The following is an 18,728-nucleotide window of genomic DNA, read 5'->3' as shown; positions in this document are numbered from 1 at the left end:
TTGCGGCGGCCTGGGCATACCGATCAAGGCGGCGGTGGCAGACGGGTACGGACCGAACCGGGCGCAGCGCCCAGAACTTAAAAACGAGGGGCTCGCGGTGAGTTGCCAGGTCGTGGGGCAGGCTGTGCTACTCGGACTCCTCGCGGAAGTAGACCGTGACTGAGAACCAGTCCCCATCGGCCGTGACCTCGTTGTGCAGGACCAGGTCTTGGATCCACACCTGTCCGAGTTCCTCGATCGAGTCGGCGACCCGACGCAGTAGGGCCGGAACGTCATCCTGGCCCGGACCTGCTGGATTGCTCTGCGAGAAGTGCCGTGAGGAGAAGGATTCTGTCTTCTGGGGCATCGTGGCAGTATCCAGCAGGTGACCGCCGGCCGTGGGTCACGGTCGCGGCGGGCTGGGGGCAGCTCCAGGTGCTCGGTGGTTGGGCCGACCGGGGAAGCCGACCGTCAAGTGTCAACGGTTCCCGTCACCCTCGGCGTGACGAACGTCCCGCGCCCGGTGAAGGTTACTACCCGGCCTTCTTCCCGCAGCGCATCGAGCGCGGCCCGCACGGTGCCGCGCGCTACGTCGTACGTCTGCGCCAGCGTCACCTCGCCAGGGAGCTTGTGCCCGGGTGGCCACTCCCCGCTGTCGATCTTCGCCCGGAGCGCGTCGGCCACTTGTTCAGCGAATGAGCGCGGTGACCAGGGGTCGATCATGCCCACAGGCTTCCACCTGTCCAGGCGGGCCAGGCTGTCTATGCTGTCCGTTCTATGGACAGGCTAGACAGGTTGGGGTTAAAGTCGGGGCACGCCTGCAAAGCGGCCCTCGGCTCGTGTAGCGCTTACCGAGGGCCTTGACGCGAATCGAGGTCGCGCCCGTGAACATTTTGCCCGGCAGGCACCCTCCGGCGACCTGCTCAAGATCGGAAGGGGGCGTCGGGGTTGTGACCACGGCGTTCTCAGTCCCGGTGGTTGGTCCTCGTGAGCTGCCGAGGGACGGACAGGTGCGGGTCTTAATCGACAGCGGGAGCGGGTCGGGACACAAGATCGAGGTCCGCCCTGAGGACCTGGCCCCTTCCGAGCTGGACGACGGGCGGGGTTCGACCGCGATCTACGACCTGAGCGTCTACTACTGCCGAGGGTGACCCGAACATCCGTGGCAGGTGCGGCGGTCGGATGACCCGCGAAGGCCCGGCTGCCGTGCCGTTGACCATGCCCAAGGAGGGATGCGGTGCGGCGTGTCTCGTACGAGGAGTACCTGCTCGCCGTCGCGATGACCTTCGCGCGGCGGCATCGGCCGGTCTGGTGCTGGCGGCGGTGGCGGCGGGTCTGCCGGTGTGGAGCCGATCTGCCGTGCCGTGCCCGGCACCGGATTCCGATCAATCGTGGCCATTGGCCGACGGAGGGGGAGCAGTGAGCGGCGGGCAGGAGCGGGTCATCCTCGCGGTGCATGTCCGTGGCCTCGATGGCATGTGCGCCGGCTGCCGCGCGTGGTGGTCGCGGCTGACGCCGTACCCGTGCTGGCAGGTGGATTGGGCGACCAGCCAGCAGGCTCGGACGATCACCGCTCGGTTCCTGGAGGGTGTGCGGTGACCGCCCACGGCCCGGTCATGCCGATCTGGAGCTGCGGAGGATGCGACCTGCCCTGGCCGTGCCCGACCAGGAAGCGGGAGCTGCGGGCGGAGTACGCCGATGCTCCGGTGTCGTTGGCCCTCTACCTCGGCAGCTATCTCGTCCAGGCCACCGAGGACATGCCCTGGACGCCGGCCGGCGTGCTGCACCGCCGCTTCCTCGGCTGGAACAGACACGCCGAGCGGTTGATGTCGGCAGTACAGCAAAGAACAGAAACCGTGCCAGCCGAACCGAGTCGAGAAGTGCATCAAAAGGCCATTTGACCTCGCATCAAGCCCGGTCCGACCCGCTCGACGACGGTTCACACCGAAGGGATCAGCGGCGGCGGGCCACCCCTGCGAAGATGGCGATCATGTCTGAGCTCTTCGGCGAGGTGGCCGGCGATTACGACGAGGCCCGCCCAGGCTACCCACCGGACCTGGTCGCGGCGATCCGCGCCTATCACGGCGGGGTGCCTCGCGCGCTGGTCGAGGTCGGAGCCGGGACGGGGCTGGCCACCCGGACGCTGCTTACCCTGGGCGCGCCGCTGGCCTGCGTGGAGCCGGACCGCCGGATGGCCCAGGTGCTGGCGGCCCGCTTCCCCGAGGTCGAGGTGGTGACCGTCCCGTTCGAGCAGTGGCACCCGCCGCCCGGCGGGGTGCCAGCACTGGCCTGCGCGATGGCGTGGCACTGGCTGGACCCGGCCACCCGCAACCGACGCGCGCACGACAGCCTCACCCCCGGCGGCACCCTGGCCGTCTTCGCGCACCGCTACGACTACCTCGACCCGGACCAGGCCGCGACGCTGCGGGCGGCGTTCGAGTCGGCCGACCCCCAGCAGCCGAACGACCGTCCGGAGGGCTGGTTCCACGACGACGTGCTCGGCAGCGGCCTCTTCACTGACGTGCGGTCGCTGTCCTTCCGTCGGGCGGTGCCGTTTGACACGGCGGCGTACCTACGGTTGGTCAGCACGTTCTCGCCGCAGCTCAAGCGGCCTCCCGAGCTGCGCGAGCGGGTGCTCGCCGCGGTGGGCGCGGCCGTCGACGGGTTCGGCGGCACAGTCGTCATGGACCTGCGCACCACCCTGGTCCTGGCCCGCCGCCCGGCCTGATCCCGCCATCGGCGGTCCGGGGCGGCCCGCGTCGAGCGGCCGGTGCTTCCGGCTTCAGTCCGGGCTGGCGTCGACGATTCGGGCCACCTCGGCCGGCAGCGGGTACGGGCGCTCGACCGGCAGCAGCCCGCCCGCGCCCGGCTCGTCACCGGCGGTGAGTCGTTCGTGCACCGCCCGGGCCAGCGGCGTGACGTCGGTGAGGCCGACCAGCCACTCGTCCACGTAGCGGTGCACCGCCTCGCCGGAGAGCCCCACCTGCAGGGAGCGGTACGGCAGTGGCGCCAGCCGTAGCGAACGTTCCGGGTCCCACTGCACCCGCACCGGGCTGGCTTTCAACTGCCGGTGCCAGGCCGCCCGATCGGCGTGCAGCCGCGGCGCGTAGCCGCTGAGGCAGGCGTGCGCGAGCGCCCATTCGAAGCCGGCCCGGGTGATCTCCACCGCCAGCACCCGCTCCTGCCCGGGTTTCCGAGCCCAGCCGCAGCGGTACATCATCCACCGGAACGACGGCTTGATCCAGGTCATCCGCTCGCGCTTGAACGGCGGCACGAACCGGCCGGCGGCCAGCGCGGGGGCGGCGATCTCCGCGGAGTAGGCCTGGTAGACGGTGATGGTGTCGGCCGTGTAGGTGGCGCGGATCTGGTGGACGGGAACGGTCACCGGCAGATGGTCGCCGAGCGCCCGCCCGCACGGCCACCCGGTTTCCGTCGCCGGGGATGCGTGGCCGGGGCGTCCGGAGGATAGGCTGCCCGCCGTGGCAGGTCTGTTGAGGAGTGTGGCGTCCCGGTTCGGCCGGATCACCGGTGGCCGGTCCCTGCCGGCCCGTACCGCCGGGCCGATCCCGGCTCAGGTCGCCCGGCGCCGCCAGGTCGCCGCGCTGCAGCGGCGCGAGCTGTCGTACGCCCCGGAGTTGGACGGGCAGGCCGATCCGGGGGAGATCGTCTGGACCTGGGTCCCGTACGAGGACGACCCCCGGCAGGGCAAGGACCGCCCGGTGCTGGTGGTCGGCCGGCAGAGCCGCACGCTGTTCGGGCTGATGCTGTCGAGCCAGAGCGACCGGGACGGGCAGCGGCACTGGATGTCCCTGGGCCCGGGGGAGTGGGACCGGGACCAGCGCCCGAGCTGGGTACGCCTCGACCGGGTGCTCACCATGCGCGAGGACAGCATCCGCCGCGAGGGCGCGGTGCTGGACCGGCGGCGGTTCGACCGGGTGGGCCAGGCGCTGCGCGCCGGCTACGGCTGGCGCTGACCGGCGGGGGCGTGGACCACCGGCTCACCGCCCGGGTCGCCGCGGACTTCGGGTTGACCCTGGTCAGCGCCACCCCGGTGGCGTTCGGCGCGGACCCGGCCGCGCGGCTGTGGCGGGCCACCACCGCCGACGGCCACGCGTACGCGGTCAAGCTCAGCGGCGGTGGCACCCCGGCCGGACTGGTGGTCAGCGCGCTGCTCGCCCGACAAGGCGTACCGGGCATCGCGGCGCCGCTGACCACCCGGGACGGGCGGCTCAGCGCCGTCCACGACGGACGCCGGCTCACCGTGGTGCCGTGGGTCTCCGACGAACGGGCGACCGCCGACGGCATGCGCACCGCCCACTGGCGCGGGTACGGTGAGCTGCTCGCCGCCGCGCACGCGGCCCCGGTGACCGAGGAGCTGGCCGGGCTGCCGCGGGAGGACCACACGCACGCCGCGATCGGCGCGGCCGTCCGGGAGACGGACCGGCGGCTGCGCGGGGTGGACGGCTCTGCCGACCGGTGGACGCGGGAGGTGGCCGCCTGCTGGCGGGCAGCGGCGGCGGACGTCGCGCGGCTGCTGGAGCGGATCGACGGGCTCGGCGCCGAGCTGCGCGCCCGGCCGGCGGAGCTGGTCGTCTGCCATGGCGACCCGCATCTGGGCAACCTGCTGCTCGGCCCGGACGGGCAGGTCTGGCTGGTCGACTGGGATGACGCGGTGCTCGCCCCGCGGGAGCGCGATCTGATGTTCGTGCTGGGCGGTGGGCCGGCCTTCGCGCCCGAGGGGCGGGTCGACGAGGCCGCCTTCCGGGCCGGCTACGGCCCGGTGCGGCCGGATCCGGTCCGGCTCGCGTACCACCTCGGGGTGCGGGCGCTGGACGACATGTGGAGCTGGTCCGCTGACGTGGCCGACGCCGGCCGGGCGGAGGCCGACCGGGTCCGTGCGCTGCGGATCGTGCGGGGGCTGCTCGGGCCGGCGGGGCTGGTCACTCTCGCCCGTATCGCGCTGCGCGAACTGGGCCGCTGGGCGTGAGTCAGCGGTCGGCCAGCTGCGGGGCGTCCACGAGTTGGCGGGTCGCGCGGCCGCTGCTGATGTTCTTCGCCTGGTACATCGCCGCGTCCGCCCGGCAGAGCGCGTCGGCCAGCTGGGTGGGACCGTGCACCGGGGCGAGCCCGACCGAGGCGGTCACCCGCAGGGTGCGGGTGCCGAGCGGGATCGGCGCGGCGAGCGCCTCGCAGAGCCTGCGGGTGGCGTGCTCGATCCACCGCCGGTCGACCGTCGGGCTGGCGAGCAGGCCGGCGAACTCGTCCCCGCCCAGGCGGGCGACCAGGTTGTCCCCGGCGAACGCGGCCAGCCGCTGCGCCACGCTGATCAGCACCTGGTCGCCGGCGGCGTGCCCGTAGCGGTCGTTGACCTGCTTGAAGTCGTCGAGGTCCAGCACGATCGCCACCAGCGGCTTGCCGGCGGCGTCGGTGAGCAGGGTCGCGGCCAGCCGGTGGAACGCTCGGCGGTTGGGCAGCCCGGTGAGCGGGTCGTGGCTGGCCGCATGCCGCTCGGCCTCCAATTCGGCCTGGAGCAGCTCGAGCTGGGTCTCCGCGCGCACTGCCCGGCGGCGCAGCTGCCAGGCCGAGAGGATGGCACCAGCGGCGGAAATGCCGGAAGCGACAGTCATCGGGTCCGGCACGCGTCCTCCCTCACCGCAGCTCTCGGTCTCGCCGGACGGCACCGGGGGCCGACCGCGCCAGACCCGCGTCTTCCCCGGTCGTGACCGGGTTTGGGTGACCCAGAGTGAACCTGTGGGTACACCGCACGTGGGGCTATCATGCTCGCTGTCCAATGCAGATGCAATAGCAGATGCACGTGCATCTCACTCCTCAGTCGACAGAACCCGCGTCGCCACCCACCGCTCCTCCCCGCGGCATCGGCTGGCTCTTGCACAGAAAGATGCGCCATGGAGCACCCCAAGAACGGTGTACCGACCAGCCAGCTGCCGCCGCTGCGCTGGCGGAAGGCTCGCCGGAGCAACCCGAGTGGCAACTGTGTCGAGCTGGCCGAGCTGCCCGGCGGCGCCGGGATCGCGGTCCGCAATTCCCGGTACCCGGAGGGCCCCGCGCTCATCTACACAGTGGACGAGATCGCCGCCTTCGTGCTCGGCGCCCGCGACGGTGACTTCGATGACCTGATCGCCCGCCGCCCCGCGGGCTGACCGGCCGGGTCGGCCGTCCGGGGGAGTTCACCTCACGGAGCGCACATGGCATGCTTACACGTCGGCCGGGCCGGGGCGCCCGGTCGGCGACAGTCGGCGTGCGAAGGACGGTCAGGTGACGACGGTACCCGCCGGGGGTGATCCGGCCAGCGGACCGACCGTGCTGCGGATGCTGCTCGGGGCGCAGCTGCGTCGCCTCCGCGAGGGTGCCGGGGTGAGCAGGGAGAGTGCCGGCTGGGAGATCCGCTCCTCCGAGTCGAAGATCAGCCGGATGGAGCTGGGTCGGGTCGGCTTCAAGGAGCGGGACGTCGCTGACCTGCTCACCCTCTACGGCGTCACCGCCGCCGACGAGCGGGAGGCGCTGCTCAAGCTGGCCCGGGACGCGAACAGCCCCGGCTGGTGGCACCGGTACGGCGACGTGCTGCCCAGCTGGTTCCAGTCCTATCTGGGGCTGGAGGCGGCCGCCGTGCTGATCCGCACGTACGAGGTGCAGTTCGTGCCGGGTCTGCTCCAGACCCCCGAGTACGCCCGGGCGGTGATCCTGCTGGGCCACCGCGGCGCACCCGCCGAGGAGCTCGACCGGCGGGTGAGCCTGCGGACGAAGCGCCAGGAGGTGCTGCGCCGCGACAAACCGCCCCAGCTCTGGGCGGTGCTCGACGAGGCCGCGCTGCGCCGGCCGATCGGTGGCCCCGAGGTGATGCGTGGGCAGTTGGACGCGCTGATCGCGGCGACCGCCGAGCCGCACGTCCAGCTCCAGATCGTGCCGTTCGCCGCCGGTGGGCACGCCGCCGCCAGCGGCGCCTTCAGCATTTTGCGCTTCGGTGACCAGGACCTGCCGGACGTCGTCTACATCGAACAGTTGACCAGCGCGATCTACCTGGACAAGCGCGACGATCTCGACTACTACGCGCTGGCCATGGAGCGGCTCTGCGTGGAGGCCGCGCCGCCGGAGCGTACCCGGGAACTGCTCGCCGAGATCCGGGACGAGCTCTACCCGGCCTGATCCGCGCCCCACCATTCCCTCCACCGCTGAAGCATTGACGCACGCCGACCCACGCGGGTAATCTCTGGATCGATACAGTTCTGAATCGATCCAGAAGGGTTGTGCGTCCGGTGAAGCCGACCCTGCAGGACGTCGCCGACGTCGTGGGCGTGTCCCGGAGCACCGTGTCCAACGCCTACAGCCGCCCCGACCAGCTCTCCGCCGCCCTGCGGGCGAAGATCCTCGACGCGGCGCAGCGCCTCGGTTACCCCGGCCCCAACCCGACCGCCCGATCGCTGCGGCGTGGCTTCGTCGGCGCGATCGGCGTCCTCTTCACCTCCCAGCTGTCGTACGCCTTCACCGACCCGTTCGCGGTGCGCTTCCTCACCGGGGTCAGCGAAGCGGTCGAGCAACACGGCACCAGCCTGCTGCTCGTGCCGCTGCCGGCCGAGCACACCCGGGTCCGCGCCGCCGTGGAGAACGCCGCGGTCGACGGCTTCTGCGTCTACTGCGTCGGCGACGAGGACTGGGTGCTGGGCGCCATCCGCGACCGGGCGCTGCCCTACGTCACCACCGCCGCCCGCCCCGACGCCGGCCCGACTGACCGCTACGTCGGCATCGACGAGCGCGCGGCGGCCCGATCCGTCGCCGAACACGTCGCCGCCCTCGGCCACCGCCGGGTGGCCCTCCTCGGCGACGCCGTGCTGCCGGCCGCCCCGCCCGGACCGCTGCGCCTGGCCGACCCGTCCGCCGCGCCGCACCCGACGACCCGCGGCCGCCTCACCGGCTTCGCCGAGGCGTTCGCCGCCGCCGGCGTGCCCTGGCCCGCGATCACGGTGCTCAACGCGACCAGCAACAGCCGCGCGGCCGGCGCCGCCGCCGTCGCCCCCGCCCTGGCCGGGAACGACCCGCCCACGGCCGTCCTGGCCTGCTCCGACGTGCTCGCCCTCGGCGTGCTCGACGCGCTCGCCGAGATCGGCCCGCGGCTGGCCCGTCCCGTCTCGGTCACCGGCTTCGACGACATCGGCGAGGCCGCCACCGCCGGGCTCACCACCGTGCGCCAACCCGCCGAGGAGAAGGGGCGGCTCGCCGCCGGGCTGCTGCTGACCCCGCCGGCCGACCCGGCCGCGGGACAGGTCCTGCTCCCCACCGAACTCGTCGTCCGTACCTCCACCCGCCCCGTCCCCAGGAGCTGACCATGGAACAGCCCACCGGTTTCGTCCTCGCCGTCGACGCGGTGACCCGGCACGTCAACTCGGCCCGGCCCGACGCGCCGGTCCGCCCCGACCGGCCGCACCCGCCCCGCCTGGCACCCACCCGGCTGGCCGTCGCCGGCGCCCTGCGCCGGCTCGCCGACCGGATGGAACCCCGCCCGGCCTCCGTCCCGTCCTGCACCCCCTGATCCGCGCCGGACGGCCCGCCCGGGTGGCCGGCGCCACCCCGGCGGGCCCCATTTCGTCCCACCCGTGCCCGCTCGGGACGGAACCGGGCACCGGGTTGGTGGGACGCGCGGGTCGCCAGGCAGACTGGACCACCATGTCGCCGTTCACGCCCACGCTGCGGCTGCACGATCGGTACGTCCTGCGCGAGCGCATCGGGCTCGGCGGGATGTCCGAGGTGTGGCGCGCCGACGACGAGGTGCTGCACCGCCCCGTCGCGGTCAAGGCCCTCGCCACGGAGCTCGCCGCCGACCCGCAACTGCGGGCCACCATCCAGCGCGAGGCCCGCGCCGCCGCCCGGCTCACCCACCCGCACGTGACCCAGGTCTACGACTACGGCGAGGCGACCCTGCCCGACGGCTCGGTGGTGCCGTACCTGGTCATGGAGCTGGTCGAGGGGCAGACCCTCGCCGACCGGCTGACCGGCGGGCCGCTCGCCTGGCCGGAGGCGGTCCGGCTGGCCGGGCAGGTGGCCGCCGCCCTGGCCGCCGCGCACCGGATCGGCGTCGTGCACCGCGACATCAAGCCCGGCAACGTGATGCTCACCGAGACCGGCGCGAAGGTGCTCGACTTCGGCATCGCCACGCTCGCCGGTCCGCGCCACCCCCTCGCCGGCCAGACCGGCGAGCTGATGATGGGCACCCCCGCGTACTTCGCCCCGGAGCGGATGACGCCCGGCCCGGCGAACCCCGCCAGCGACGTGTACGCGCTCGGCGCGCTGCTCTACCGCACCCTCACCGGGCGGGCCCCGCTGCCCGTGCAGACCTGGGACGACGTGCTCGACGTGCAGGCCCGGCGCCCCCCGGTGCCGCCGCTGCGCGTACCCGGGCTGCCGGCCGACGTCGCCGGCCTCACCCTGGCCTGTCTCTCCCTCGACCCGGCCCACCGGCCCACCGCCGCCCAGCTCGCCACCCGCTTCGGCGCCGGCCAGCCGGTCGACCCGCCGACCGCGATCCTGCCCACGGTCGCCCGGGCCGAGCACCCGCCGACCCTCATCGACCGCGCGGCCGCGCCGGTCCGCCCGGCCCCGCCACCGTCGTCGCCCGCCCGGTCGAACCGGCTCATCGGGGTGCTGGTCGCGGCCGGGCTGGTGCTCCTGCTCGGCCTGGTCGGCGCGCTGCTGCTCGACGACAACTCCGGCAACCAGCAGGCCACCGGGCCGAGCGCCACCGCGCCGACGGAGGAGGTCACCCCCGAGTCGTCCGCCCCGCCGGAGCCGGCCGCCTCGGAGCCGGCCACCACCCAGCCGGCGCCGGTCACCCTGCGCCAGCTCGCCGCGCGCTTCGACGAGGTGCTCGCCCAGGCCGGCGACGACATCGACCGCAAGACCGCCGAGGACCTGCGGGACAAGGCCCGCGAGCTGGAACGGGGCAAGCCGAAGGACCGCGCCAAGCGCCTCGAGGACCTGCGCGAACGCATCGAGAAGGCGGCCGACGACGGCAAGATCCCCGAGCAGACCGCCGCCGACCTGGCGGGCCTCCTCGACGCGTACGCGCAGCTGCGCGGCGGCGGCCGCGACGAGGGCTGACCGTCCACCGCCGGCTGCCCGCGATCCGCGGAGTCCGCTCGCGGGCGGCCGGCACCGCCCCGCGTCGGCGACACCGCCCCGCGTCGGCGACACCGTCCCGCGTCGGTCGGCATCGTCCCGCTCCCGGCCGTCAGCGTCTCGCGTCGGCCGTCATCTGCCCGCTCCTGGCCGTCAGCGTCTCGCGTCGGCCGTCACCTGCCCGCTCGCGGTCGGCTCCGCCGACCCGGCCACGTTGGCGCGGCCGGCGAAGAAGTCCGCCAAGGCGGGGGCCAGGTCGGCCTCCGGCACCTGGTGCCAGTCCCCGCGCATGCTGCGCCGGTGGCTGTGCGGCAGCGCCGCCGCGACGCCGGCGGCCCACTCGCGCAGCCGCGCGTCGCTCTGCTCGCTGTCGACCACCAGGGTCGGCACGGTGACCTGGGCCAGCTCGTCCGCCGGCAGCGCGTCGACGATCGTCAGGTCGTACACCAGGGTGTGGGCCAACCGCTCCAGCGCCGGCCACCAGGGGCTCTCCCGCATGCCCTCGGTCAGCTCGGCCGGCACGCCGATGCTCGCCTGGAAGTGCGCCACCGCGTCGCCCCGGCGGCCCGCTGCCACCAGCCCGGCGATCTCCGCGGCCAACCCCGGCTCGCCCGTCGGCGTGCTGCTCAGATCGAGCGGGGGCTCGAGCAGCGCGAGCCGCTCCACCGGCAGCCCCCGCGCGGCCGCGACCAGCGCCAGCACCGCCCCGGACGAGAAGCCGAACAGGCAGGCCGGAGCGCCGACCTCCGCGACCAGCGCCCGCAGGTCGTCGACCTCCCGGTCCACGTGGTACGGCGCGGTGTCCGAGCTGCCGCCCCGGCCCCGCCGGTCGTAGCAGACCACGGTGAACTCGTCGGCCAGCAGGGCGGCCAGCGGGCGCATCGGCCCCATCTCACGGAATCCGCCGGCGGCGTCCACCATGACGACGGTCGGCCCGGAGCCGCTGCGCTCGTACGCGATGGTGGTGCCGTCGGCGGACCGGACGGTGCCCTCGACGGGTGCACGGGTCATCGGCCTGCTCCTCTCCGGGGCCGGCGGCCCCACCGCATCACCGTAGGTCACCGGTCCGACACGATCGCCCGTGCTCGGGTGGATGTGCAGCACCACGACGGTGCCGGCCTCGGCGGGCCAGCACGTGGTGCGCCCCTCAGCCTCGGTGGACGGCGCGCCCACGCATGATGGATGCTCCTCCGCACTCATCGGCGGCGGTTTCGTGGCCGCCCGCCGTGCCGGACCGTAACGTTGTTGCATGATCGGAAACGCGCAGCTCCTGCTCGGCCCCCGCGTCAACGCTCCGAGGGCCGCGGAGCCCGCCGGTGACGGGCCTGTCGGCTGGGTCACCGGCCTGGTCGAACGGCTCGGCGGCCCGGGCGCCGGTCTCGCCGTCGCCCTGGAGAACCTGTTCCCACCCATCCCCAGCGAGGTGATCCTCCCGCTGGCCGGATTCACCGCCAGCCAGGGCCGGATGAGCCTGATCGGGGCGATCCTCTGGACCACCCTCGGCTCGGTGCTGGGAGCGCTGGCACTATACCGCATCGGCGCGGCCCTCGGTCGGGACCGGATGCGCGCCATCGTGGCCCGGCTGCCGCTGGTCAAGCTGGAGGACGTCGACCGGACCGAGGCGTGGTTCCTCCGGCACGGCGTCAAGGCGGTCTTCTTCGGCCGGATGATTCCGATCTTCCGCAGCCTGATCTCCATCCCGGCCGGCGTCGAACGGATGCCCGTGCCGATCTTCCTGCTTTACACGACGCTGGGCAGCCTGATCTGGAACAGCGTTTTCGTGCTGGCTGGCTACCTGCTCGGCGAGAACTGGCACGTGGTCGAGACGTACGTCGGGACGCTCCAGAACGTCGTCATCGTGGTCTGCGCCGGTGCGGTCGGCTGGTTCGTGGTCAGTCGCGTACGCCGGGCGCGGCGGGCCCGGTCGGCGCCGGTCGAGCCGCCTCGCGGGACCCTGTACCGGGGTGGCTGGTACGTGCCCGAGCAGACGGACGAGCGGTAGCTCGCCGTTGCTGTCCGGGGTGCCCGTCGCCCTCCGTGGTCGCCGTTGCGGTGTGGCCCGCGCGCCGGTCGTGGTCGCTGTTGGGGGTGTGCGCCTGCCGCCCTGTGTGGTCGCTGTTGGGGGTGTGGCCCGCCGTGCCCGGTTCCGGGCGGTCAGGCTTGATCCCTGCGCCGGTCACGGCGGGCCACACCCCGGTGGTGGTCGGGCGTCGTCTGGATGTGCGGCCTGCGCCGTTCGGCCCCGGGTACGTCTTGCCACGTGTCGGGGATGGTGAGCGACGCCAGGTCGGGGATGTGGCGGTGTCGGCGGGTGGTCGGATACCGCCGTTTAGGCGATGTGGAGTGGTTCACGGGAGGTTTGGGGTCGCTTGTCCGGGTGTTCTGGCAGGCGATGTCCGGTTTGCGAGTGGCCGGTGGCATCTCGGGCCCGGAATGGTGGGCGGTCGGGGGTCGTTGAACCCGGGTGCACGGCCGAGGAAGACGCCCCGCCCGACGGGTGGCTGGGCCCGGAATGTTGGCGGCCCGCCGGTCGTTGCACATGTGCCACGCGATCGAGGCACCCCCGGGTGAGGCGGGGTGGCTGGCCCCCGGAATGTCGGTGGGCTGTCGGTCGTTGGATATGGTCCCGGCGCCGCGAAGAGGCGACCCCCGTAGCCCCGCGAGCTTGCCGGTTTGAAGACTTTCCCCCTTTTGCTTTGAGCGCCTGACGGTGCTTGCGCACACGTAGCCGGCCCCCGTCGGTGTGTGCGCCAAACCCCCGAATGGAGCTTTGGTTATGAACTCGATGCTGCGTAAGACGGTTCTTGGTGTTGCTGGTCTGGCTTTCACCGGTGGTGTGTTCGCCGGTCCGATCGCCGCTCACGCCGCCGCCCCGACCGCCGCTGCTGGGAAGCCGGTCGCCGCGGTCCAGGCCGACAAGCCGGACATGGGGAAGCTGATTCCGCATGGTGTGCAGGGCGCCCAGTCGAAGATCACCCTGAACGACGAGCAGACCGCGAACGCGAAGGCGATCATCGCCGCCACCAAGAAGGCCGGCCTCCCGGAGCGGGCCGCGGTGATCTCGATCGCCACCAGCCTGCAGGAGTCGAAGCTGGAGAACCTGGGTCACCTCGGCGACGCCAACGACCACGACTCGCTGGGCCTGTTCCAGCAGCGCCCGAGCTCGGGTTGGGGCACGCCGGAGCAGATCACCAACCCCGAGTACGCGACCCTGGCGTTCGAGAAGGGTCTGAAGCAGGTCGACGGCTGGCAGGACATGCCCCTGACCCAGGCGGCGCAGACGGTGCAGGTGTCGGCCTACCCGGACGCCTACGCCCAGTGGGAGCAGCAGGCCGCCGACCTGGTCGCCCAGTACTGGAACAGCTGACAACCAAGTAGCAACCCGAAAGGGCCCCTCCCCCTTGGGAGGGGTCCTTTCGCGTTCGCCCTTCCCGGCTGACGGAGCTGAGAAGACTTCGGGAGATGAGGATGAAGCTGGGCCTTGCGGCCATGCTGACGTTGCTGGTCGGGGCCTGTACTGAACCGGCCCGAGTGACTCCGGGACCGTCCACCGCCCCACGCGTCACGGCGCCGGCCCCCGGGCCGAAGAATCAGCTCACTGTGGTGGCCGCCGGGGATCTGCTGGTGCACCCGCCGCTCACCGAGCAGGCCGCCACCGACGCACAGGCGGCGGGCCGTACCGGTCATGACTTCAGCCGGGTGCTCAATGCGATCCGGTCCAGGGTGAGCGCCGCGGACCTCGCCATCTGCCACATGGAGACGCCGCTGGCGGATCCGCAGGGGCCGTTCACCGGATGGCCGGCCTTCAGCGTGCCGCCGGAGTTGGCCGACGCGGCGGCCTGGGCCGGGTTCGACACCTGCTCCACAGCGTCCAATCACTCGCTGGACACGGGCATGGAGGGCATCACCCGGACGCTGGACAACCTCGACCGGGTCGGGCTGCGGCACGCCGGGACGGCCCGCAGCGCGGATGAGGCGGCCCGGACGAACCTCCTCGACGTGGCGGGCGTGAAGGTCGCGCAGCTGTCGTACGCGCTGAGCTTCAACGACATCCCACTGCCGGAGGGCAAGCCGTGGGCGGCGAACCTCATCGACCGGGACGCCATCCTCGCCGCGGCGCACCGGGCGCGAGCGGCGGGCGCGGAGATCGTCATCCTCTCGATGCACTGGGGGACCGAGTACCAGAACGCGCCGAACGACGACCAGCTGGATCTCGCCCAACAGTTGCTCGCCTCGCCCGACATCGATTTGATCATCGGGCACCACGTCCACGTGGTGCAGCCGTTCGAGAAGATCGGCAGGAAGTGGGTCGCCTACGGGATGGGCAACCTGACCGCCCGGTTCGACGACGGCTCGCCGGAGAACACGCAGGACGCCGTGGTACCCGAGTTCACCTTCACCCGTACCGCTTCCGGCAGGTGGGAGGTCACCAGCGTGAGCGTGCTGCCGACCTGGATGGAGTACCGGCCGGCCGCCCGGGTGGTCGACCTGGTCAACGCCGCCAAGGACCCGGCGGTCCCGGCCGCGCAGCGAGCGCACTACGCGGAGATCGAGAAGCGGATCAACGGGTACGTGGGCATGCGCGGCGCCTTCGAGGCGGGGCTGCGCCCGCTGTCCTGACGGACTCGAGCTGTGCGGCGGCCGGGTGACCGTGTCAAGGGCCTCGGCCCACGGTCACCCGACCCGGCTGTCAGGGGCAGGCAGCGTACAACCGACGGCTTCCGGACCCGGCGGCCCACGCGGCCGGGTCGCTGAACCGGCAGCCGAAGTCCGGGGCCGCCACCGCCGCCGGATCGGTGACCGGGTCTCCGGCGGGCCGCTGACCGGTGCGTACCCAGGAGACGAGGTCGTCCCAGGCGGCGCCGGCCTCGGCCGGGCTGAACTCGCAGTGCTGCGCGGCCCGCACGGCCCGCTGGACCACGAGGCGGCTGCGGCCGTGCCCGGCGGCGTCCCGGGCGTACGCCTGCTCCATGCTGAACGGCACGAAGAGGTCGCCGAGGTCGTGCAGGGTGAGCACCGGCACGGTCGGCCGGCCGCTGATCCGCGGCACCTCGGTCAGCGTGGGCGACAGCCGCTGCCACGGGTTCTCCGGGGCGACCCGCTGCACCCGGGCGTTGACGTCGACCGGGGTGTCGGGGATGTACCGGGTGAGCAGGTTGGTGGCGAGCTGGCCGGGCCGCTGGGCGGGGGAGTCGCCGCCGTCGGTGGTGGCGATGCCGAAGAGGAAGTCCTTCCAGACCGCGAAGGCCGCGTCCGCGCCGGGGCGGTCGCCGCCGGAGCGGTTGACCGTGATGGTCCGCAGCTGGCGGCCGAGGTCGTTGACGGTGTCCGGGCCGCCCGGACGGAGGCCGGCCAGCCCCAGCGCCGCCTGGATCCGCGGCACCGCGTTGCTGAGGTAGTCGGCCGGCGGCGGGTACGCGCGCACCCCGGCGAGCGCCTGCGCGACCAGGTTGTAGTCCAGGAAGAAGTCGAACAGCTCGTGGTCGCCGAGCACCCCGCACATCGGCAGCGCGCCGGCGTAGTAGCCCGGGTACTGCTCCAGCGATCGGCCGATGATGTGCCCGCCCATCGACACCCCGGCCAGGAACACCCGCGTCGGCCGCCGCACCGTGTCGGCGAAGAGGTCGGCGAGCGTGCGGGTGCTCAGCACGCCGGAGCGGATGTCGTAGCCGTTGCGGTCGTACGACGACGACGCCCACGCGTACCCCTGCTCCAGCAGGCGCTGCCGCAGCCCGAACGCGGGCGGCTCGGGGGAGAGCACGCTGGTCTGGCCGCGGTAGCCGTGCGCCCACATCACGAGCTGGCCGTTCCACCGCGCGGGTGTCTCGATGACGTAGCCGGCGTGGGCGTGCACGCCCTGGCGGATCGTGCTGGGTTCGCCCCCGACGACCAGGGGGTCGAGCGGCGGGTTGCTGATGGTGTAGCCCGGCAGCGGCTGGCTGCCGTCGTCGTGGCGCTCGGCGGCGGCCGGCCCGGCTCCGGCGACGCCGATCGTGAGGGTGAGGGCCGCGCCGACGGCGAGCAGCCGGCGGACCAGGCGGGTGGTGGAGGTCAGCATCGTTGCTCTCCCGGGGACGGTGCCGCCCTGCGGGGGCGACCAGGCGGGACGGATGCCTACCGGCCGGTAGCCCACCGAACCTAGGCTCGCCTTCGACCGCTGTCAATCCGGTCGGCCGTCCCCGCCCGGTCCGCAGTGGATCCTCACACCACACCCTGTGCGAGCATTGCCTCCGCCACCCGCCGGAAAGCGTTGATGTTCGCGCCGGCCACGTAGTCGCCCGGCAGGCCGTACTCCTCGGCGGTGGCCCAGCAGCGGGCGTGGATGTCCCGCATGATCTCCCGCAGCCGCTGCTCCGACTGGGCGAACGTCCACGAGTCGCGGCTGGCGTTCTGCTGCATCTCCAGTGCGCTCACCGCCACGCCGCCGGCGTTGGCCGCCTTGCCCGGAGCGAACTTCACCCCCGCCCGGCCCAGGATCCGCACCGCCTCCGGCGTGGTGGGCATGTTCGCCCCCTCCACCACCGCGACACAGCCGCCGGCCACCAGCGCCGCGGCCTCCGCACCGCCGATCTCGTTCTGGGTCGCGCACGGCAACGCCAGGTCGCAGGGCACCTCCCAGACGGTGCGACCGGAGACCGCCACCGCGTCCGGCACGTGCTTGACGTAGTTGTCGAGCCGGACCCGGCGCTCCTCCTTCAACTCCCGCAGCAGCTCCAGGTCGATGCCCTGCTCGTCCAGCACGTACCCGTCCGAATCGGAGCAGGCCACCACCCGGCCGCCGAGCTGATGCACCTTCTCGATGGCATAGATCGCGACGTTGCCCGAGCCGGAGACCACCACCCGCTTGCCTTCCAGGCCGTCCCCGGCCTGCTTCAGCATCTCCTCGGCGAAGAAGACCGCGCCGTACCCGGTCGCCTCCCGGCGCACCTGCGCGCCCCCGTACGACAGGCCCTTGCCGGTCAGTACTCCCGACTCGTACCGGTTGGTGATCCGCTTGTACTGGCCGAACAGGTAGCCGATCTCCCGGCCGCCGACGCCGATGTCCCCCGCCGGCACGTCGGTCTGCGCGCCGATGTGCCGGTACAGCTCCGTCATGAAGCTCTGACAGAAGCGCATCACCTCCCGGTCCGAGCAGCCCTTCGGGTCGAAGTCCGCGCCGCCCTTGCCGCCCCCGATCGGCAGACCGGTCAGCGCGTTCTTGAAGATCTGCTCGAAGCCGAGGAACTTGACGATGCCCAGGTAGACCGACGGGTGGAAGCGCAGCCCACCCTTGAACGGGCCCAGCGCGCTGTTGAACTCCACCCGGAAACCGCGGTTCACCCGGACCTGGCCGCGGTCGTCCTCCCACGGCACCCGGAAGATGACCTGCCGCTCCGGCTCACAGATCCGCTCAACGATCCGTGCCTGCGCGTACTCGGGGTGACGGGCCAGGGCCGGCCCGATGCTCTCTAGCACCTCCCGTACCGCCTGGTGGAACTCGGGTTCACCCGGGTTGCGATCGACCACGTCCGCGAACACCGTCTCGACGGCCTCCGGCATCACCCGACACGTCCCTTCCGGTCCCGGGCAGCCCCGTCGCCCCCACCGGATCGGCCTCGCGCCGACCGCCCCCGGATACGATAATCACCATCGTCCGGTTCACTGGTCCCGTGGACGAGTTGATCTGGAACGCCGTCCGGGCCTCGCGCGGCTGGCTGGACGCCGCCAACGGCACCGGGGACACCGAGCTGACTTGCCGCATCCTCTCAAGCTGACCGAGGAGGCGGGGGCGGCGGCCGCCGCCTGGATCGGGGTGTTCGGGCAGAACCCGCGCAAGGGCGTGACCCACCGCCGCGAGGATGTCGCGGCCGAGCTGGCCGACGTGGTGTTCACGGCGCGGCGCTCGTCGCGATCGAGAGCGTCCCTGATCAGCTTAGTGATCCTGAGTCGGATGGGGTTTCCGGGATCGTTTCCCACCGTGGTGGGGTCGCGTGGGCGTGGAAGTGGAATCCCGCGCCCAACGCGGCTCCTCGTGGCTGGTGGCCGGTGGTGGGTGTGCTGGTCGTGTTCACGCCCTGGTGTCGGTGGGTTCCCTAATCAAATTGGTCAGCCTGGGGCTGGACTCGCGGTCCGTGGTGTCGGAGTGCGCCGCCAAGGTGCGGTCCCGGCTGACCTGACCGCCCGTCGTGGTCGCTGTTGGGGGTGCGGCCCGCCGTGCCCGGCTCCGGGCGGTCAGGCTTGATCCCTGCGCCGGTCACGGCGGGCCACACCCCCGTGGTGGTGGGGCCGTCGTCCGGATGTGCGGCCTGCGCCGTTCGCGCCTGCGGTACGTCTTGCCACGTGTCGGGGGCGGTGATCGACTCCAGGTCGGGGATGTGGGGGTGTCGGCGGGTGTCGGATACCGCCGTTTAGGCGATGTGGAGTGGTTCACGGGAGGTTTGGGGTCGCCTGCCCGGGCGTTCTGGCAGGTGATGTCCGGTTTGTGAGTGTGATCGGCGGCATCGTGGGGCCGGAATGGCGGGCGGTCGGGGGTCGTTGAACACGGGTGCACGGCCGAGGAAGGCCCCCGGGAGCCGGGGCTGTCGGATCGGCCCCACGGAGATCTGGGGCGCCGGCGCGGACCCGGAATGATGGTGGGCCGC

General features: G+C 72.8%; 21 protein-coding genes. 14 read left to right on the top strand and 7 right to left on the bottom strand.

The features are described from left to right. Nucleotides 1–127: 127 nt before the first annotated feature. Together FXF52_RS35780 and FXF52_RS35775 are read right to left on the bottom strand one after the other, a co-directional pair. Nucleotides 128–346 (bottom strand): hypothetical protein, encoded by a 219-nt coding sequence (locus FXF52_RS35780; RefSeq protein ID WP_148804042.1) that lies wholly within the window; start codon nucleotides 344–346, stop codon nucleotides 128–130. A gap of 104 nt (nucleotides 347–450) precedes the next feature. Next, nucleotides 451–702: a GntR family transcriptional regulator gene (locus FXF52_RS35775; protein WP_148804040.1), complete on the bottom strand. Its 252-nt coding sequence runs from the start codon at nucleotides 700–702 to the stop codon at nucleotides 451–453. Between the two features lie 287 nt (nucleotides 703–989). Here FXF52_RS35775 and FXF52_RS42100 point away from each other — a divergent pair, with 287 nt between their 5' ends. From FXF52_RS42100 to FXF52_RS35760, 4 genes are all read left to right on the top strand, one after another. Then, nucleotides 990–1,130 (top strand): hypothetical protein, encoded by a 141-nt coding sequence (locus FXF52_RS42100; protein WP_187413913.1) that lies wholly within the window; start codon nucleotides 990–992, stop codon nucleotides 1,128–1,130. A 67-nt stretch (nucleotides 1,131–1,197) separates the two neighbouring features. Next, a complete protein-coding gene (locus tag FXF52_RS35770; protein WP_148804046.1) occupies nucleotides 1,198–1,578 on the top strand; it encodes a hypothetical protein in 381 nt (126 codons plus the stop codon). Further along, complete coding sequence (locus FXF52_RS35765; protein ID WP_148804038.1) at nucleotides 1,575–1,880, top strand: hypothetical protein; 306 nt, start codon at nucleotides 1,575–1,577, stop codon at nucleotides 1,878–1,880. Before FXF52_RS35770 ends, FXF52_RS35765 begins: the two co-directional genes overlap by 4 nt. An 89-nt stretch (nucleotides 1,881–1,969) precedes the next feature. Next, nucleotides 1,970–2,707: a trans-aconitate 2-methyltransferase gene (locus FXF52_RS35760; RefSeq protein ID WP_148804036.1), complete on the top strand. Its 738-nt coding sequence runs from the start codon at nucleotides 1,970–1,972 to the stop codon at nucleotides 2,705–2,707. 54 nt (nucleotides 2,708–2,761) lie between these two features. Here FXF52_RS35760 and FXF52_RS35755 read toward each other — a convergent pair whose 3' ends face one another. After that, nucleotides 2,762–3,364, bottom strand: coding sequence for a DUF4291 domain-containing protein (locus FXF52_RS35755; protein ID WP_148804034.1), 603 nt, complete (start codon nucleotides 3,362–3,364; stop codon nucleotides 2,762–2,764). A gap of 94 nt (nucleotides 3,365–3,458) precedes the next feature. Between FXF52_RS35755 and FXF52_RS35750 the strand changes: the two genes are divergently transcribed. Beyond that, complete coding sequence (locus tag FXF52_RS35750) at nucleotides 3,459–3,953, top strand: type II toxin-antitoxin system PemK/MazF family toxin (RefSeq protein ID WP_148804032.1); 495 nt, start codon at nucleotides 3,459–3,461, stop codon at nucleotides 3,951–3,953. An 11-nt stretch (nucleotides 3,954–3,964) separates the two neighbouring features. Next, nucleotides 3,965–4,966: a phosphotransferase enzyme family protein gene (locus FXF52_RS35745; protein WP_222870859.1), complete on the top strand. Its 1,002-nt coding sequence runs from the start codon at nucleotides 3,965–3,967 to the stop codon at nucleotides 4,964–4,966. Between the two features lies 1 nt (nucleotide 4,967). Here the strand turns inward: FXF52_RS35745 and FXF52_RS35740 are convergent, their stop codons facing one another. Further along, a complete protein-coding gene (locus tag FXF52_RS35740) occupies nucleotides 4,968–5,618 on the bottom strand; it encodes a GGDEF domain-containing protein (RefSeq protein ID WP_148804030.1) in 651 nt (216 codons plus the stop codon). A 267-nt stretch (nucleotides 5,619–5,885) separates the two neighbouring features. On the opposite strand from FXF52_RS35740, the gene FXF52_RS35735 reads away from it, so the two are divergent. From FXF52_RS35735 to FXF52_RS35715, 5 genes are all read left to right on the top strand, one after another. Further along, complete coding sequence (locus tag FXF52_RS35735) at nucleotides 5,886–6,140, top strand: DUF397 domain-containing protein (RefSeq protein WP_148804028.1); 255 nt, start codon at nucleotides 5,886–5,888, stop codon at nucleotides 6,138–6,140. Between the two features lie 115 nt (nucleotides 6,141–6,255). Continuing rightward, complete coding sequence (locus tag FXF52_RS35730) at nucleotides 6,256–7,143, top strand: helix-turn-helix transcriptional regulator (protein ID WP_148804025.1); 888 nt, start codon at nucleotides 6,256–6,258, stop codon at nucleotides 7,141–7,143. 110 nt (nucleotides 7,144–7,253) lie between these two features. Beyond that, nucleotides 7,254–8,318: a LacI family DNA-binding transcriptional regulator gene (locus FXF52_RS35725; RefSeq protein ID WP_148804024.1), complete on the top strand. Its 1,065-nt coding sequence runs from the start codon at nucleotides 7,254–7,256 to the stop codon at nucleotides 8,316–8,318. Nucleotides 8,319–8,320: 2 nt separating this feature from the next. Next, entirely contained in the window at nucleotides 8,321–8,524 is a 204-nt protein-coding gene (locus FXF52_RS35720; RefSeq protein ID WP_148804022.1) for a hypothetical protein, read from the top strand. A 134-nt stretch (nucleotides 8,525–8,658) separates the two neighbouring features. Beyond that, nucleotides 8,659–10,089, top strand: coding sequence for a serine/threonine-protein kinase (locus FXF52_RS35715; RefSeq protein WP_148804020.1), 1,431 nt, complete (start codon nucleotides 8,659–8,661; stop codon nucleotides 10,087–10,089). Between the two features lie 171 nt (nucleotides 10,090–10,260). Here the strand turns inward: FXF52_RS35715 and FXF52_RS35710 are convergent, their stop codons facing one another. Next, nucleotides 10,261–11,118, bottom strand: coding sequence for an alpha/beta fold hydrolase (locus tag FXF52_RS35710; protein WP_148804019.1), 858 nt, complete (start codon nucleotides 11,116–11,118; stop codon nucleotides 10,261–10,263). Between the two features lie 238 nt (nucleotides 11,119–11,356). Here FXF52_RS35710 and FXF52_RS35705 point away from each other — a divergent pair, with 238 nt between their 5' ends. From FXF52_RS35705 to FXF52_RS35695, 3 genes are all read left to right on the top strand, one after another. Continuing rightward, the gene (locus tag FXF52_RS35705) at nucleotides 11,357–12,109 is read left to right on the top strand and encodes a DedA family protein (protein ID WP_148804017.1); all 753 of its coding nucleotides are present in this window, start codon (nucleotides 11,357–11,359) and stop codon (nucleotides 12,107–12,109) included. 774 nt (nucleotides 12,110–12,883) lie between these two features. Further along, the gene (locus tag FXF52_RS35700; RefSeq protein WP_148804015.1) at nucleotides 12,884–13,474 is read left to right on the top strand and encodes a hypothetical protein; all 591 of its coding nucleotides are present in this window, start codon (nucleotides 12,884–12,886) and stop codon (nucleotides 13,472–13,474) included. 95 nt (nucleotides 13,475–13,569) lie between these two features. Continuing rightward, nucleotides 13,570–14,727 (top strand): CapA family protein, encoded by a 1,158-nt coding sequence (locus FXF52_RS35695; RefSeq protein ID WP_148804013.1) that lies wholly within the window; start codon nucleotides 13,570–13,572, stop codon nucleotides 14,725–14,727. Nucleotides 14,728–14,797: 70 nt separating this feature from the next. On the opposite strand, the gene FXF52_RS35690 is transcribed toward FXF52_RS35695, so the two are convergent. Then, nucleotides 14,798–16,165, bottom strand: a complete 1,368-nt coding sequence (locus FXF52_RS35690) for a hypothetical protein (protein ID WP_148804010.1) — start codon at nucleotides 16,163–16,165, stop codon at nucleotides 14,798–14,800. Nucleotides 16,166–16,308: 143 nt separating this feature from the next. Further along, nucleotides 16,309–17,646 (bottom strand): NADP-specific glutamate dehydrogenase, encoded by a 1,338-nt coding sequence (gene gdhA, locus FXF52_RS35685; RefSeq protein ID WP_148804008.1) that lies wholly within the window; start codon nucleotides 17,644–17,646, stop codon nucleotides 16,309–16,311. Nucleotides 17,647–18,728: the final 1,082 nt, after the last annotated feature.

This window comes from Micromonospora sp. MP36, assembly GCF_008119785.1.
GTDB lineage: Bacteria > Actinomycetota > Actinomycetes > Mycobacteriales > Micromonosporaceae > Micromonospora.
The sequence above is the reverse complement of the archived record's forward strand: the minus strand, read 5'-3'. Positions and strand labels throughout refer to the sequence as shown.